We start from the raw sequence: 15,932 nt of genomic DNA, 5'->3' as shown, positions 1-15,932 counted from the left end.
GCAGGCCGGCTCAGTTGTCTTTCCACTGGGTGCGCTGAAACGCCCCCCGGTATCACCCCGCACGGCAACTGCCATACTGTGCGGGGCATAAGGCAACTGGTCTATCCCCCAACCAGCGTGCCGCCGTTCGGGTGCAACACCTGCCCGCTCATATAGGACGAATCCTCGCAGGCGAGAAACAGCAGGGAGGGCGCGACCTCATTCGGCTGACCGGGGCGGCCAAGGGGGGCGTTCTGGCCAAACTCCTCAACTTTATCGGCGGGGAAGGACGCCGGGATCAGGGGCGTCCGGATCGGCCCCGGTGCCACACCATTGACCAAAATACCCTCGGGCGCGAGCTTGCTTGCCATGGCGCGCAAGAAAGACAGGATCGCCCCTTTGGTCGAAGCATAGTCGATCAGCAAATCCTGCCCTTTATAGGCGGTGATCGAGGTGACACAGATGATCCGCGCGCCCTTTTTCAGGTGCGGCAACGTCGCCTGCGTCATCAAGATCATGCCAATGATATTGGTGCGGAACGTGCGCTCAATCTGGGCTTCTTCGATATCCTCAAGGCGCTCCTGCGCGTGCTGTTCGCCGGCGTCATTGACCAGAATGTCGATCTTGCCGAAGGTCTCCATCGTGCGGCGCACGGCATCTTTGCAAAAGTCTTTCTGGCCGACATCGCCCTCCAGCAACAGCGCCCGGCGGCCCTCGGCCTCGACCAACTGTTTGGTCTCTTCGGCATCACGGCTTTCGTTGCGGTAAACGATGGCGACATCCGCTCCCTCGCGCGCATAGAGAAGCGCCGTGGCCCGTCCGATCCCGCTGTCCCCCCCGGTGATAAGCGCAACCTTATCCTTGAGCCGATCCGAGCCGGGGTAGCGCGGCGTGTACTCGGGCGCAGGGTCCATCTTATGTTCCTGACCGGGCTGGCTCTGCGGGCTGTCGAGGGCATCAAAATTCTGATCTGTCATGGCGCATTCCTAACAGTTGCGGCCCCGAAAAGCGGGGCGTTCAAAAAAACTAGGGCTACAGAGGGCCAATGTTCGCCCCGTGGCTAGGGTTTCACCACGGGGCAGAGATGAGAGAAAACTTGCGCATCATGAACACCTGTCTCAGGTGCCAATCGGGAGGCTGCGCCTCTACCGCGTGCCGTCTTTGGCACATGCCTGACTTTCGCCGCGTAGCTTGCCGGTCGCCATGCGGTTTGCGCATCACATTCGCGGCCAACCCCGCGGGTCTCGCGTCTAGGATATTAAGCGCAAACCGCCCACCTCCAAAACGAACCCCTAGTCGCGTGCCTTTTCCAGCAAGGCGACCAATTCACGGAACTTCTGGCGCTGCTCTTCGCGGTCGCCCGATAGGATCGCCTCTTCCATACAGTGGTTGGCGTGATCCTCGATCACCAATCGCTCGACCGCGCGCAGTGCCGAGCGGACGGCGGCGGTTTGCACCAGCACGTCCACGCAATAGCGCCCCTCATCGACCATCCGTGTGACGCCGCGCAACTGCCCTTCCAGCCGCGCCAGTCGCTTAAGGATCGCTGCCTTGTTCTGCTTTGCTTCCACGTTTGGTGCCTCCACCTATCGGAACTAAGACGACCGTGGCCAGTTAACATACCATAGGGGGGTATCTAGGGCCGCCTCATTCGCACTTTGCCGGCGCGTTGCAAGGCCCGCATTGGCTTTGGCGATCATAGCCCCCCATGCCCTTGATTGCCACGGTGCGCGCCGCAATCGCGCAGAAATTTGAAAGAGGAGACACCCCATGTCCTACTGGCGTTTCGCCGCAATGATCGCGACTTCGACCATCGTGATGTTTGGCCTGATGTACCTGAACACCTACGCATTTGAGCATGTCTTTTTCAGCGAAACGCGGACCTATATGGCGCTGCTGATGGGGGCTGTGATGGCGGTCATCATGCTAAGCTTCATGTTGTCGATGTATTCCAACAAGGCCATCAACATCGCCATCTATATCGGCTCCATCGCGGTCTTCGCCCTGACCCTTTGGCTGGTGCGCAGCCAAGTTACCGTGGGCGATACCAGCTATATGCGCGCCATGATCCCGCACCATTCGATCGCCATTATGACCTCTGAACGGGCAGAGCTTTCGGACCCGCGCGTGCGCAAGATGGCCGATGGCATCATCGCCGCACAGCGCAAAGAGATCGCCGAGATGCGCAGCCTGATCGCCGACATCGAAGAGAACGGCGACGCGGTTGATCCGGAACTGGGCGAGGCCGAAAGCCAGCCCGAAGTCGGTACGGTGGACGACGCGCTATCCTCCGCAGAGGTCGCAAAAGTCGACCCGGCGGGGCTGACCCCTGAGGATATCAAAAGCCTGCTTGGCAGCGCCGCCACCTGTGAGTTTGGCCGCACCAACGAAGGCGACCCAAGCCTTGTGATGGCGGGCAACGCCGGGGGCATCAAACTCTCGGGCACCTTGATCGAATTGCAATCCGATGAGGCCATTGACCAAGCCGCGCTTGCCGATGGCGCCCGTTTCACCGCCGATGGCGTTGACGTGACCGTCACCCCCCTTGCCGGGGCGGATTGGACCGATACCGAAAGCAACCTGCGCCGCTCGGAAGCCGAGATGAAATTCCATCTCGACCGCGGGCTGACCGTTGGCTACCGCGGGTTCCTGGACTGCACGAACGAGATGTGACCCTCGCCAAGGGGGGCCTGCCGAACCGGGTGGGCCTCCCTTCGACTTTCGCGGCTTTGATGCAAAGGCCGAAGATTTAATTGCAATCCTTCCAGCGCTGGACGCGTTGACAGGCATCGCGACTTACGACACTGCTAAGGCCATGCGTGCTCTGGCAAACATATCAAACCTCTGCCGCACCCTACTGGGTGTGGTTCTGGCCTGTGGTTTGCTGCTGCTTCCGCCCTCTTCGGTTCATGCCGAAAGCGGAATGCACGAAAGCGCGCAGGCGGCGCATCACGCGGGCCACCAGATGACCGCAGCGTCAGACCTGCAACAGGATGTTGCGGCGCTACCTGATCTGACAGACATACCAGAGAGTTTCGAAGGCGAGCCTTGCTGTGGTGGCATCTGTCTGACGGCAGCGCTGACCACTTCGCAGGACGCCAAGATGACGGCCGTGCGATCCGTTGAATATACCAGCGTGTCCCACTCTGTCGCCTCTGGCCAGCCCACGGGCCAATTGCGTCCGCCTCGAGCCTGAGTTGATCCCGGCCCCCTGACGGCCTTTGCATCCGCGGTTTCGAGCCGCGGGTAAGATCACCTCTTTCTCAGGCAAAATACCAATGAAATTACCACTGATCGCAGGGACGCTGTCCCTGACCCTTGGCGCCTGCGCCACGGCGCTCCCGCCTCTTCCTGATGTCACTGCCGCCTATGTGCAGCAGCCCACGCCTCTGCCCCAAGTCGCCGCGATGACCGCCGCCGACAACAGCGCACGTGGCAGTGCTGCCACCGCCGAGGAACAGCCCTTTTCAGGCTACCGTCGTCGCGGTGTCGTCGAACCGCTCGATTGGCGGCGACTGAATGCGGAACAGGCCCCCAAGCCGGGCGCAATGCAAGGGATGAACCACTGATGCGTTGGAAATTGAAAACCGCCGCCGTCATTACGCCTCTGATCTTGGGCGCCTGCACGGCCCCGGTGCTGCCGGTAAATTACTCGGCCCGCGATGCCGGTTTTGCCGCCGTTGAGGCGCGCACCTCCAAGGCCATCGGCAAGCGCACCGTCTGGGCGCAGTCGCAGGCCGAGACCGTCGCGGCCTCCAAACAGGTCCGCGCCATGGTGCAGGGCAAGACGATCAGTGCTGAAACCGCGGTGCAGGTCGCGCTTTTGAACAACAAAGGGCTTCAGGCATCCTATGCGCAGATCGGCCTTTCGGCGGCCGAAGCATGGCAACAGTCCACGCCAGAAAACCCTGTCGTTTCCATTGGTCTTTTAGGCATCGGTGCGCCCGAGGTCGGGCTGTACCGCGCCTTGGAGAGCATGATCGCCGTTAACCTTCTGGACGCCCGCACCCGCAAACAGCGCATCGCCGCTGCCGAGGCCGAGTTCCAGCACGCGCAGATGCAAGCCGTCAGCGACACGCTGGCGCTGGCCAATGAAACGCGCGAGGCTTGGGTCAATGCGGTCGCGGCCTTTGAAACGGTCAGCTATCTGAAACGCGCGGCCGTCACCACCGATGCGGCGGCGGAACTGGCGCAGCAGCTGGGCAAGACCGGCGCGCTTAACAAAGCCGCGCAGGCCCGAGAGCAGGCGTTCAACGCCGAAATGGCGGGCCAATTGGCACAGGCGCGGCTGGACGCGCAATTGGCCAAGGAGCAACTGACCCGGCTTATGGGCCTTTGGGGGCAGGACGTGGCCTATTACGTGCCCGATGCCCTGCCGCGTGTGCCGAACACGGTCAGCAGCCACCGGGGCATCGAACGGCTGGCACTGGCCAATCGGGTTGATCTGGAAGTCGCGCGGCTTGGCCTTGCCGCCACGGCCAAAGCCTATGGCCTGACCGATGCCACCCGGACCCTGACCGATTTGGAAGTCATCGCCGGAGCCGAGATCGAGCGTGAAGAAGAGAACGGGGAGATTGAGACCAGCGTGTCACCGCAGGTCGAGTTTGAGTTCGTGATCCCAATCTTCGACAGCGGCAAAGCGCGGCTGCGCAAGGCCGAGCTGAGCTATCTTCAGGCGGCCAATGTGCTGGCCGAGCAGGCTGTGAACGTCCGCTCCGAAGCGCGGGCGGCGGCCACGGCCTACCGATCAAGCCACCAGATCGCGCGGCACTACTCAGACGTCGTGCTGCCCCTGCGCCGCACAATCGACGAGGAAGCACTGCTCAGCAACAACGGCATGATCACCAGCACCTTCGATCTGCTGAACGACGCCCGCGAGAAGATCGCGAGCCAGCTCGAAGCAGCCAGCGCCAAGCGTGAATTCTGGCTGGCCTCGGCTGGTCTGACTGCCGCGATCTACGGCGGTGGCAGCGGCGGCGGTGGCGCCGGTGGAGAAACCCAAATCGCCGCCGGTGGCGGCGCCGGACATTGAGACAAGGAAGCAACCACATGATCAACAGACGTCAACTTCTGGGGGCCGGTGCTGCGGGTGCAACGCTCGTGTCCTCCAAAGCATGGGGCCAGACCATGAACATGGGCCTGCCCGAAGCCGCGGTGATGGACAGCGCGCTGACCCAAGCCCCGACCCGTCCCACCAGCGGGCCGGATTATAACCCCGTGGTCACGCTTAACGGCTGGACCCTACCCCACCGGATGAACAACGGCGTCAAGGAATTCCACCTTGTTGCCGAACCGGTGGAACGTGAACTGGCCGACGGAATGGTCGCGCGGCTTTGGGGCTACAACGGCCAATCCACCGGCCCGACCATCGAAGCCGTCGAGGGCGACCGGGTGCGCATCTACGTCACCAACCGCCTGCCCGAGCATACGACGATCCATTGGCACGGTCTGATCCTGCCCTCGGGCATGGACGGTGTCGGCGGGCTCAGCCATCCCGGCATTCCGCCGGGCAAGACCTTTGTCTATGAGTTCGATCTGACCAAATCCGGCACCTTCATGTACCACCCTCACGGCGATGAGATGGTGCAGATGGCGATGGGCATGATGGGCATGTTCGTGGTCCACCCCAAGGATCCCGATTTCATGCGCGTCGATCGGGACTTCCTGATCATGCTGAACGCTTTTGATATTGATCCGGGCACCTACATACCCCGCATCATGACGATGACGGATTTCAACCTGTGGACTTGGAACAGCCGCATCTTCCCCGACATTGACCCGCTGGTGGTCAATCAAGGGGACAAGGTGCGCGTGCGCGTCGGCAACCTGACGATGACCAACCACCCGATCCACATGCACGGCTATGACTTCAAGGTTACCTGCACCGATGGCGGCTGGGTGCCAGAATCGGCGCAATGGCCCGAGGTCTCCATCGACATCCCTGTGGGTGCCATGCGCGCCTATGAGTTCGTGGCCGACCATCTGGGCGACTGGGCGATCCATTGCCACAAGTCGCACCACACGATGAACGCCATGGGCCACGACGTGCCGACGCTCATTGGCACCAGCAGTTCGAACATGACACGTCAGGTCCGCCGCGTGCAGCCCGAGTTCATGCCCATGGGCACGGCGGGCATGGCGGATATGGGCGAAATGTCGATGCCCCTGCCCGACAACACCGTGTCCATGATGGCCGGTTGGGGGCCACATGGCCCACTGGAAATGGGCGGCATGTTCTCGGTCGTGAAGGTGCGCCAAGGCATCGACGCGGACGACTACGAAGATCCCGGCTGGTACGAAAACCCTCCGGGCACCGAGGCGTATGAATGGACGGGCGAGCTGCCAGAGTTCGCGCAGAACCACAGCCCAAAAACCCAAATCACGCCGAAACCAACCTCCGAGGGCTAAGCGGCCCTCGGACCACAATGACAACCAACCCATACAGGAAACACCATGAATAAACTTCTTCTTTCGACCGCCCTCAGCCTTCTCATCACCGCCCCTGCCTTTGCCGCGGGCACCCATGACGGCGGTCATGACGATGATGGCCACGGCGACATGCACAAAGAGATGGCCATCGGCATGCCTGGCAAGGCCGAGGCGGTCGATCGCACCATCGACGTGACCATGCGCGAAACCGACGATGGCGAGATGATCTTTGAGCCCGCCGAGTTCGACATCAAGAAAGGCGAGACCATCCGCTTTGCCGTCACCAACAAAGGCGAGATCGAGCATGAGTTCGTGATCGACACGATGGAAGGCAATGCCGAGCACAAGGAAGCCATGGCCAAGATGGACATGGAGCATGACGACCCGAATTCGGTCCGTCTCGACTCCGGCATGGAGGGCGAGGTGATCTGGACCTTCGCCAACGAAGGCTCCTTCGAGTTCGCCTGCTTGATCCCCGGCCACTACGAATCCGGCATGCATGGCCCGATCACCGTGGCGCAGTCTGATGAGGCGCCAGAAGCGCCCGCGGTCTACTCCACCGGCAAGATCAAAAAGGTCGACGCCAAGGGCAAGAAGGTCACCATCATTCACGGCCCGCTGGAAAACCTCGACATGCCGTCGATGACCATGGTGTTCAAAGCCGATGAGACGCTGATCGCCAATATGAAGGAAGGCCAGAACATCGAATTCGTGGCCGACCGTGTGAAAGGCAAGCTGACCGTCACAGCGATGAAGTAAGCGCCGACAGCAGGGCCGGCGAACGGGCTGGCCCTGCTCTTTCCACCAAAAAAAGGCAGTTCGAGCAATGAGAACGCGTGGAACCATCGCCCTTTGGGCCATCGCTGCACTACAGGCAATTGTGGCAATCTTCTTTTCCGTCTGCTTCTTGCTGGACGCTGTCGGACTGGAGCCTGAATTTCTGATCTGGCAGAGCCATGAGTATCAGCAGACCGTGCTGGCCATCGGGTTGAACCTCGGCGTGGCACTTGGCTGGATCGCCCTTAGAACAAGCCTGCAACGCGCCCGGCTCGCCGAAGAGAAGATGCGCAGATGCACCTCGGAGTTCTCGCTGGTGATGACGCAGCATTTCACGGATTGGCGTCTGACCCCCGCCGAGCGGGATGTCGCGGTGTTTTTGGTCAAGGGCCTGAGCACCCGCGACATTGCGGACCTGCGCGGCACCTCCGAAGGCACGATCAAAGCGCAGACAAACGCGATTTATCGCAAGGCTGCCGTTACCGGGCGCACCCAGTTGCTCAGCACCTTCATAGAGGACTTGATGGATGACGCATTGATGCCTGCGGAGGCCCTGCAAACTGCGGCTGTGAATGGCTCAGCGATAGGCCCTGCAACCAGATCAAACGCCGCCCCGGCGTAATCGCTTGAGGAAAAGCCCCCCGCAAAACAGGTTGCCCCTTCATGATCCAAGCAATGCTTCTATCCGTTCTGGTCGTCAGCATCTGCACGGCGATCCACTATCTCGTGCTCAAACGGGTTTCCGATACCATCGCGCAGCGCAAAAGTGCTGCGCATGGCCAGAACCTTGGCTTGGCCGTCGGCGCAATCACAATCGCGCATGTCATCGAGGCTTTCATCTATACGCTGTTCTTCCTTTGGGCCGTGCAGGGTTTGCAAATCGGCGCGCTGAACGGATCCGGCCCGGCGGGCAAGCCCACCACGATGATGGATTATTTCTATTTCTCGCTGGTCAACTTCACCACCTTGGGGCGCGGCGACTTGACCCCCGTGGGGCACCTGCGCTTCATCACCGGGATAGAGGCATTTCACGGCTTTCTCATGATTACGGCGTCAGGCAGCTTCGTGCTGCAGGTCATGGCGGGACGCGCGCCCCTGTCGGACAAGGGGTGACCCAAGTGGTTCGGCCCATTCTCTTTCCCGATAGAGAGCGCATAGGCGGTCCACCTCCACCCCGTCACCGACAGTTGGAATTGGCCCCGGCAGGACATACCTACATGCCTCGGACATCGGCGCGCTCCGCCCCCCGTGGCAGCATCAACCGCAATTCATTCCGATAAGGCATGACATGAACAGAAGACAATTCCTCGCCAGCGTTTCCGCCGCCGCGGTTCTGCCCCTTCCGGGCTTTGCTGGCCAGACGCCACTGAAGCTGAAGGCCGAAACCGTAAGCCAGCAAATCCTTCCCGAAGGCGAAGGCTCCACCGCAATGCTGGGGTTCAACGGCTCGATGCCGGGACCTGAGATCAGGCTTAAACGGGGTGCGCGGGCATCGATTGAGGTCGAGAACGGGCTTGAAGAGGGCACCGCCGTTCACTGGCACGGCATCCGGCTGGAAAACCGGATGGACGGCGTCCCGGTGCTGACGCAAGACCTGATCAACCCCGGTGACAGCAAGACCTACAGCTTCGTGCCGCCCGATGCGGGGACCTATTGGTATCATTCGCACTATATCTCGCAAGAGCAGGTGGCGCGCGGCTTGATGGGGCCGCTGATCGTCGAAGACGACGCCCCCCTCGATCTGGATCATGACATCACCGTGATCCTGTCCGATTGGATCATCGACGAAGATGGCAGCCTTGTTGATGAATTCACCGACATGCACAGCGTCGCCCATGCGGGCTATATGGGCAATTTCGCCCGCGGCTTCCTATCGCGAAGCGAGGTGCGGCAAGGTGATCGCATCCGCCTGCGGCTGATCAATACGGCGACGAATCGTATTTTCCCCCTAAGCATCTCTGGCGTTTCTGGTTCGGTTGTCGCCCTGGACGGCATGGCACTGCGCCAACCCCGCGCGGCCTCTGACCTCGTTCTGGCGCCGGCCCAGCGGGCCGACCTGATCGTCGATGTCACCGGCCCGGTCGGCTTTGACATGCCCACGCGACAGGAACCTTACCGTCTGGCCGAATTGTCCATCTCTGGCAAAAATACGGATCGGCAATCGGGGCCTCTGCCGACCTTGGCGGCACCGGACCTCCCCGCACCGGGTGCCCCCTCCCAGCACCTGACGCTGACCATGATGGGCGGTGCCATGGGCGGGCGGCACGGCGGTGCCAATATCTGGTCCTTCAACGATGTCTCGGACCTGCCACAGGACCCCTTTGCCGCCATAGAACGCGGCGAAACGGTGCGGATCACCTTGGTTAATGATACCGCCTTTCCGCATGGCATCCATCTGCATGGCCATCATTTCTATGAACTTGCCGCCGATGATAGCCTTGGTGATCTGCGCGATACGACCTTGGTGGCGGCAGGTGAAAGCCGGGATGTGCTTTGCGTTTTTGACAATCCGGGCCGCTGGCTGATCCACTGCCATATGCTAAGCCATGCCATCGGAGGGATGCGAACATGGGTAGAGGTCACATGATCCGATATTCACTGCTTGCCCTTGTCTGGGCGACCACGGCGCAGGCGGGCCACGAGCTTGAGGGCCGCGACATCGATGCGGGTCGCACGCTCTATGCCGAGACCTGCGCGGCCTGTCATGGCGCCAACCTCGAAGGCCAGCCTGACTGGCGGACACCGGATGAGGGCGGCATTCTGCCAGCACCCCCTCATGATGCCACAGGCCATACCTGGCACCACGACAATGCCCTGCTCTTTGAATATACCAAGCGCGGCGGCAGCGCCGCATTGGCCGCGCGCGGGATTGATGATTTCGCCAGCGGAATGCCCGCCTTTGAAGGGGTTCTGTCGGACGCGGACATCTGGGACATTCTCGCCTACATCCGATCGACTTGGCCGCCCCGCGAACAGGCCGCTCAGGCAGGTCGCAACCGGCCACATTGAGGCCCCAGCCTCAGAACGCCAGCTCCAGCAGTGGCGTTAATGGCCCAGACCAAGTGCGCATGCCACAGAACTTCGCGGTGCTATGGCATGCGCAGCCGCCCCTACCTCTTGGGCTTCTCGCCTGCCGCTGCAAAGGCAGCTTCAAGGTCGGCCTCCGTCGGAAAGCCGATCAGCACACCCGCCCGCGCTTCGTTGAGGTCGATCCCGCGCCGTTCAATTTCAGCGTCGGACATCGTGGTGCGCTGGCTGATGCGGCGGGTCCATTGAAAGAACAGGTTTTGCAGCCGTTCGCATTCTTGCGCGGAATGCGGATCATCGCCCAGATCGTTGAACTCATCCGGATCAGCCTGCAAATCGAACAGCATCGGGCGGAAGCCTTCGGCAAAGACGTATTTCCAACGTCCATCAAAAAGCATCGTCAGTTTGGCCTCGGCAACGCTCACGCCCAAACGACGGCGGGCTTGCCGGAAAGAGTAGTCATATTCGGAGATGACAAAATCGCGCAAGGAGTCCGCCTTGCCCTGCATGAGCGGACGCAGGGACTTGCCCTCGATGATATGCGGAACGGCGGCCCCATCGAAATAGTCGAGGATGGTCGGCACCACATCAATCGCTTCGACCAGCGCGTCTGACACCGTGCCGCGTGTGGCATCCGCCTCTTTGCTGGGGTCGACAACGATCAGGGGAATGCGTGCCGAAGGGTCGTGAAACAACTCCTTCTCGCCAAGCCAGTGATCGCCCAGATAGTCGCCATGATCCGAGGTGAAGACGATCATCGTCTCATCGGTCAAACCCTTGGCGTCCAGAAACGCCATGAGTTCGCCCATCTGATCGTCGATCTGTTTGATCAACCCCATATAGGCGCCGATCACCTTGGTCCGGGTGATGTCACTGGTAAAGGCTTTAGACACCCGCTCTTCCATGAAGGCACCAAACACCGGATGCGGGTCCGTTTGTTCCGCGTCGCTGCGCAGCACCGGCTGATGGGTCTCTGGCGGGTACATATCGTGGTAGGGTTCCGGCACGATATAGGGCCAATGCGGTTTGATATAGCTAAGATGCAGGCACCATGGCGTGTCGCCCGCCTCTTGAATGAAGTCCATCGAACGGCGGGTGATATAGGGGGTCTCACTCTCTTCATCCGAGGCGCGGGCCTTGGCGTCCGAATTGTCGAGGAACCAGCCGCTCAGGATGTTGCCGTCTGCATCCTCGCCACTGTTGGCGACGCTCTCCCAAGGATTTTCATCCTCCCAGCCGCGGTCTTTCATGTAGTCATCATAGGCTTTGTTGCGCTTGCCGTAACTGGTGCTTGGGTGCAGCCCGTCGTCGCGCTCATAAGGCTCGAAACCACATTCAGACACCAAAGCGCCGATGGTGCTGTCGGGGGCCAAACCGAGGCGTTTCATCCCTTCGGCATCGGCGCTCATATGGGTCTTGCCGCAGAGTGCCGTGCGCACGCCCAGCGGGCGCAAATGGTCGCCCAGGGTCATCTCGCCCACTTTCAGCGGCACGTTGTTCCACGTCGATCCATGCGAACTGACGTAGCGGCCCGTGTAGAAAGACATGCGCGATGGGCCGCAGATCGTCGACTGCACATAGGCGCGATCAAACCGCACGCCGCGTTTGGCCAAAGCGTCAATATGCGGCGTATCAAGCCCCGGATGCCCTGCGCAGGACAGGTAATCCCATCGCAGTTGATCACACATGATGAAGAGTACGTTTTTTGTCATGATGGCGTCCGGGTCCGAGGTGTATTTAAGCTATAGCAGAAGGGACCGGGGCTGGGCGCGCCCCGGTCCTTGAGGTTAGGCTTTCGCCGCGTCAGGGATTTCGACCCCCAGTTCGGTCAAGGCACGCAAAGCGCCGGGGTGCAGCAGCAGGTTGATGTCTTGCACAGCGCCCGCTGGCGTGATTGCCCGCAGCCAAGGTGCACTTTCGCCCGCCTCTTTGACACCGTCGTAGAAGGCTTTGGTCATCTGATAGATCATCTCCTCGTCCGCGTCCTTGTTGGTTACGATCCCAACGATTACGCCCAGTGTCGTGACATCCCCCTCATTGGCCTGATTGTCGCCATAGATGCCCGCAGGCAGCGTGGCCGCGCTGAAGCCCGGGCGGCCAACAAGCGCCTGAACGCCTTCGGTTTCAAGCGTATCGGCAGGAATACCAAGGAAGCGGATCTTGTTGGTCACCGCGATTTGGGTCAGCGCAGGACTGGGCGCGTTGGTCGGGTTGCAGTACACGTCGAGGTTGCCGTCTTGGAAAGCCGCCGCCGCCGCATCCCAGCCGAGCTTGACGGCTTCGTAATCGGTGCCTTCTTCCAGCCCGGCCACGGCTTTGAACAGGCGCGCCATGGTGGTGTAGGCCGCCCCTCCGGGAGGGCCGAGGAACACACGTTTGCCAGCGATCTGATCCATCGACGTGATGCCGGAGGAATCGTAAACCGCGATGTGATAGACCCCCATCGGGAAGTTCAGCACGGTGCGCAGGTTGTTGACCAGTTCGGGCGCCTGTTCGATCTTTTCATACATGGCCGCCTGACGGCGCATCAGCGCGTGAATGACGGGCGAAGACATGCAAAAATCGCTGCGTCCCATCGCCACTTCCAGCACATGGCGCGTGGCCGCGCCGGTCGCGTTCAACTGAATTTCATAATCCGGCAGCGCGCCGTTCACGATGCTCGCGAAGGTGGTCATCACGAGGTTCGGACTGGTGCCCGGCCCCAGCGTCGACATGCGCAGAATGTCTTTTGCAAAAGCCGCGCCCGGCAAAGCGGCAAGCGCGGCAGCACCTGTGGCGGTGCCTAGAAAACCGCGGCGTGAGAATGTTGGGTTGGTCATGGGTTGTCCTCCTCTGGATTATGAAACTTCGGGTGTCATAAACGCCCCGAACCGAACGGCGGACCAAAGCGCCACGGTGGCTGCCACGGCAATCCACGACACCAGCGGTCCGAAAAACAAAAGCGCAAAGGCAATCCCGAGACCCAAGGGCGCATAGCCCGCCTTGCCTTTCGCCGGGTAGCAGGCGCGCGAGATATGCAGCACCGCCAAAGTAACGAACAGGATTGACTGCGCGGACTGCGCCAGCGGGTAGCCCGTCCCAAGCAGCATGGCCGGCTGGTAGATAAAGGCGAAAGGGATCACGAAACCGGGCATTGCCAGTCGTGACGCCTCGATCGCCGTGCGCATGGCCCCTGCCCTCGCGATGGGTGCCGCGGCAAAGGCCGCAAGCGCCACAGGCGGGGTCACCGCAGAGAGCACGCCGAAATAGAGCACGAACATATGCGTGTGAATGATCGGCACGCCGAGCCGTTGCAGCGCTGGCCCCATGACCAACACGATGATCAGATAGGCAGGCACGGTGGGCATCCCCATGCCCAAAAGCAGACAGGCCACGGCCATCAGCAACAGCGAAATCGCCAACTGCCCATCCGCATAACTTGCCACCAACGACGCGAACCGCAGGCCGACGCCGGTCAGGTTCAAAATACCGATGATGATACCAACCGCGCCCACGATCACCACAAGCTGGGCCGAGATCAGGCCCGCCGAGCGAATGAACCTGACCCACGACGATAGATCGGTCAAAAGGCCCGGCTTGATCGCGAAACCCAGCACGACGGCAAAGGCCACGCCGATAAAGCCTGCATAGGCCGGAGAAGAGCCGCCGACCATGGCAACGACGATGGCCGTCAGCGACAGCATAAAGACAATGATCTGCGCAAGCTCACGCCAAACGAAACTGGGCTTTGGCTGTTCGGAAACGTCCAGATCCATGCTCCGCGCCGCACTTGAGGTCGCCATGAACAACCCAACGTAATAAAGGATCGCCGGAACGGCGGCCGCCGCGCAGATGGTCAGATAGGGCTCACCGGTGACATCGGCCATGATAAAGGCCACGGCCCCCATGATGGGCGGCGTGATCTGCCCCCCGCTTGAGGCCGCGGCTTCGACCGCTCCGGCAAAATGCGCTTTGAACCCGCGTTTCTTGATCAGCGGTATCGTAATGACGCCGGTGCCGACGACATTGGCCACCGCGCTGCCGGAAATCGTGCCGAACAATCCGCTGGCAATGGTCGCCGCCGCCGCTGGCCCCGAACGGACCCGCCCGGTCGCCGCAAGCGCCAGCTTTACCAGCACCCGGTCGATCGTGAGAAACTCAAGGAAAGCGCCGAAAATAATAAAGATTAGGATGGTCGAGACGACCGTCGCCATGGGGCGGCCAAACACACCGTCAAAGGAATACCATAGAACTTGGATCAACTCTTCTGAGGTCATGCCCGCATGGCGCATGAACCCCGGCGCATATTGCCCAAAGGCCCCATAAAGCAGCACAAGGGCCGCCACGCTTGCCATGACCATGCCAACAGACCGGCGCGTAAGTTCGATCACGGCGATCAGCCCCAAAGTGCCCAGCCAAATGTCGGTGGAGGTCAGGAAATACAGCCCGGTTTCGATCTCTGCCGCTGCGCGAAAGTATTGAAAGACCGAGACCCCCAATAGTGCCGCCGTAAGCAGGGCCAAAGGTTTTTCAGCGCCAGTTTGGCCGCGTTCCATCTGGGTCAACAGGATCAACAACCCTCCGACCAGCAGCATCCCGACGCGCAGATAGGACTCGCTGAACACGCCAAAGACGGAAACGTAGAAAACGACGGCGATGATCAGTCCCGATAGCGCAAGGTTCAATCCGGTCACGGATTTTGAAAGCAGGTTTTGCATCGGTCCTCATCCCCCTAAATGCGGCACCCCGGCAAAGACCTCCTCCGCCCCTGCCGTGATTGCGCAAAAACTAGACAGCGAAGGGGTAACGGTCCAACATGGATTTCACTAGGTGGAACGCTATGACGAAATTAAATCGCTCCGTTGAACGCGGGCTCAACATCCTCGAAGTTATCTCCAGCAATGGCGTGTGTTCCTTGGCCTTTCTGGCCGAGCGCACCGGCTTGCCCAAGCCGACAATCCTGCGCATCTGCGCCACATTGGTCCAACAGCGCTGGCTGACCCAAAGCAGAAGTGACAGCCGCTACAGGGTCGGATCCCGTTTCCCGCGGGTGAATTCCCGCCCTACGTCGATAGACACGCTGGTCGAAGCAGGTGCCTCTGCGATCCTTTCCCTTTCTGATGCCACGGGACTTGGCGTGGACCTTGCCGCGCCCATCGGCAATGGCCGGGTCGAGATTGTGGATACGACGCGGACCTTTTCCACCCACGGTATCTTTCCCGATTGCATCGGCTACAGGCCCTCGCCTTTCCGCTCTGCACTGGGGTGCGCTTTTCTGGCGGCACTGGAGCCTGAGCAGGAGGCAGAATATTCCGCCCGTTTGGCCGTCCACACCACCCGCAAAGACCGCGCCGCCGCTTTGGCGCTGCCAGCAAAGTTGCGCGAGGTGCGCGCGCAGGGTTTCGCCATCCGAGAGGACGGCTATTGGGGGCGTGCGGTGGATTACGGCGGCATTCCAAGCGCGATTGCGGTCGCCATAGGGTCACAGGGTCATGCTGTCGGCGCGGTTAGCCTGATTTGGCTGGCCGAACAGCATAGCGTCGCCGCCATCGCCAAAGCGCATTTGAAAAAACTGACCGAGACGGCAGAGGAAATCGGCAAGCTCTACGCGGCCAACGTCGGTTAATTTCGTTGACCCGTCGTTCAGAGCTCGTCCGTTTGTTCATCTAAAGCGTCCTGCAACCGGGTTGTGCGCGGCCAATACGGACAGTCTGTAGGGGAGGAAGTCCGACAGGTTGAAG

16 protein-coding genes are annotated in these 15,932 nt (G+C 60.9%); 11 read left to right on the top strand and 5 right to left on the bottom strand.

Annotation, left to right across the window (positions count from 1 at the left end):
- Nucleotides 1–101: 101 nt before the first annotated feature.
- Both K3762_RS03895 and K3762_RS03890 read right to left on the bottom strand, forming a co-directional pair.
- Entirely contained in the window at nucleotides 102–956 is an 855-nt protein-coding gene (locus K3762_RS03895; RefSeq protein ID WP_132444927.1) for an SDR family oxidoreductase, read from the bottom strand.
- A 315-nt stretch (nucleotides 957–1,271) separates the two neighbouring features.
- On the bottom strand, nucleotides 1,272–1,550 hold the full coding sequence (locus K3762_RS03890) for a metal-sensitive transcriptional regulator (protein ID WP_067630970.1): 279 nt from the start codon (nucleotides 1,548–1,550) through the stop codon (nucleotides 1,272–1,274).
- A 199-nt stretch (nucleotides 1,551–1,749) separates the two neighbouring features.
- Between K3762_RS03890 and K3762_RS03885 the strand changes: the two genes are divergently transcribed.
- The 10 genes from K3762_RS03885 (at nucleotide 1,750) to K3762_RS03840 (ending at nucleotide 10,194) form a co-directional block, all read left to right on the top strand.
- Nucleotides 1,750–2,652, top strand: coding sequence for a DUF305 domain-containing protein (locus K3762_RS03885; protein ID WP_132444925.1), 903 nt, complete (start codon nucleotides 1,750–1,752; stop codon nucleotides 2,650–2,652).
- A 142-nt stretch (nucleotides 2,653–2,794) separates the two neighbouring features.
- A complete protein-coding gene (locus K3762_RS03880; RefSeq protein WP_132444923.1) occupies nucleotides 2,795–3,175 on the top strand; it encodes a hypothetical protein in 381 nt (126 codons plus the stop codon).
- Nucleotides 3,176–3,257: 82 nt separating this feature from the next.
- The gene (locus K3762_RS03875) at nucleotides 3,258–3,548 is read left to right on the top strand and encodes a hypothetical protein (protein WP_120350362.1); all 291 of its coding nucleotides are present in this window, start codon (nucleotides 3,258–3,260) and stop codon (nucleotides 3,546–3,548) included.
- A complete protein-coding gene (locus K3762_RS03870; RefSeq protein WP_132444921.1) occupies nucleotides 3,548–5,011 on the top strand; it encodes a TolC family protein in 1,464 nt (487 codons plus the stop codon). Before K3762_RS03875 ends, K3762_RS03870 begins: the two co-directional genes overlap by 1 nt.
- Nucleotides 5,012–5,028: 17 nt before the next feature.
- Nucleotides 5,029–6,387, top strand: a complete 1,359-nt coding sequence (locus K3762_RS03865; RefSeq protein WP_260011639.1) for a multicopper oxidase family protein — start codon at nucleotides 5,029–5,031, stop codon at nucleotides 6,385–6,387.
- 45 nt (nucleotides 6,388–6,432) lie between these two features.
- Nucleotides 6,433–7,167, top strand: a complete 735-nt coding sequence (locus K3762_RS03860) for a copper-binding protein (RefSeq protein ID WP_120350359.1) — start codon at nucleotides 6,433–6,435, stop codon at nucleotides 7,165–7,167.
- Between the two features lie 67 nt (nucleotides 7,168–7,234).
- Entirely contained in the window at nucleotides 7,235–7,807 is a 573-nt protein-coding gene (locus K3762_RS03855) for a helix-turn-helix transcriptional regulator (protein ID WP_260011637.1), read from the top strand.
- Nucleotides 7,808–7,848: 41 nt separating this feature from the next.
- Nucleotides 7,849–8,298 carry a potassium channel family protein gene (locus tag K3762_RS03850; RefSeq protein WP_260011635.1) on the top strand — a complete coding sequence of 150 codons (450 nt, stop codon included), beginning with the start codon at nucleotides 7,849–7,851 and terminating at the stop codon, nucleotides 8,296–8,298.
- A 175-nt stretch (nucleotides 8,299–8,473) separates the two neighbouring features.
- On the top strand, nucleotides 8,474–9,772 hold the full coding sequence (locus tag K3762_RS03845; RefSeq protein WP_260011633.1) for a multicopper oxidase family protein: 1,299 nt from the start codon (nucleotides 8,474–8,476) through the stop codon (nucleotides 9,770–9,772).
- Complete coding sequence (locus tag K3762_RS03840) at nucleotides 9,769–10,194, top strand: cytochrome c (protein ID WP_132444909.1); 426 nt, start codon at nucleotides 9,769–9,771, stop codon at nucleotides 10,192–10,194. The genes K3762_RS03845 and K3762_RS03840 overlap by 4 nt, the downstream gene beginning before the upstream one ends.
- A gap of 101 nt (nucleotides 10,195–10,295) precedes the next feature.
- Here the strand turns inward: K3762_RS03840 and K3762_RS03835 are convergent, their stop codons facing one another.
- The 3 genes from K3762_RS03835 to K3762_RS03825 form a co-directional block, all read right to left on the bottom strand.
- Nucleotides 10,296–11,924: an alkaline phosphatase family protein gene (locus K3762_RS03835; RefSeq protein WP_260011631.1), complete on the bottom strand. Its 1,629-nt coding sequence runs from the start codon at nucleotides 11,922–11,924 to the stop codon at nucleotides 10,296–10,298.
- Between the two features lie 75 nt (nucleotides 11,925–11,999).
- Nucleotides 12,000–13,031, bottom strand: coding sequence for a TAXI family TRAP transporter solute-binding subunit (locus tag K3762_RS03830; protein WP_120350354.1), 1,032 nt, complete (start codon nucleotides 13,029–13,031; stop codon nucleotides 12,000–12,002).
- A gap of 18 nt (nucleotides 13,032–13,049) precedes the next feature.
- Nucleotides 13,050–14,909 carry a TRAP transporter fused permease subunit gene (locus tag K3762_RS03825; protein ID WP_132444903.1) on the bottom strand — a complete coding sequence of 620 codons (1,860 nt, stop codon included), beginning with the start codon at nucleotides 14,907–14,909 and terminating at the stop codon, nucleotides 13,050–13,052.
- Nucleotides 14,910–15,031: 122 nt separating this feature from the next.
- Between K3762_RS03825 and K3762_RS03820 the strand changes: the two genes are divergently transcribed.
- Nucleotides 15,032–15,817, top strand: a complete 786-nt coding sequence (locus tag K3762_RS03820) for an IclR family transcriptional regulator (RefSeq protein ID WP_132444901.1) — start codon at nucleotides 15,032–15,034, stop codon at nucleotides 15,815–15,817.
- The last annotated feature ends 115 nt before the right edge of the window (nucleotides 15,818–15,932 follow it).

This window comes from Sulfitobacter sp. W074 (genome assembly GCF_025142275.1).
Classification (GTDB): Bacteria; Pseudomonadota; Alphaproteobacteria; order Rhodobacterales; family Rhodobacteraceae; genus Sulfitobacter; species Sulfitobacter profundi.
Note: the sequence above shows the minus strand (reverse complement) of the source record. Positions and strands in the feature narration are given on the sequence as shown.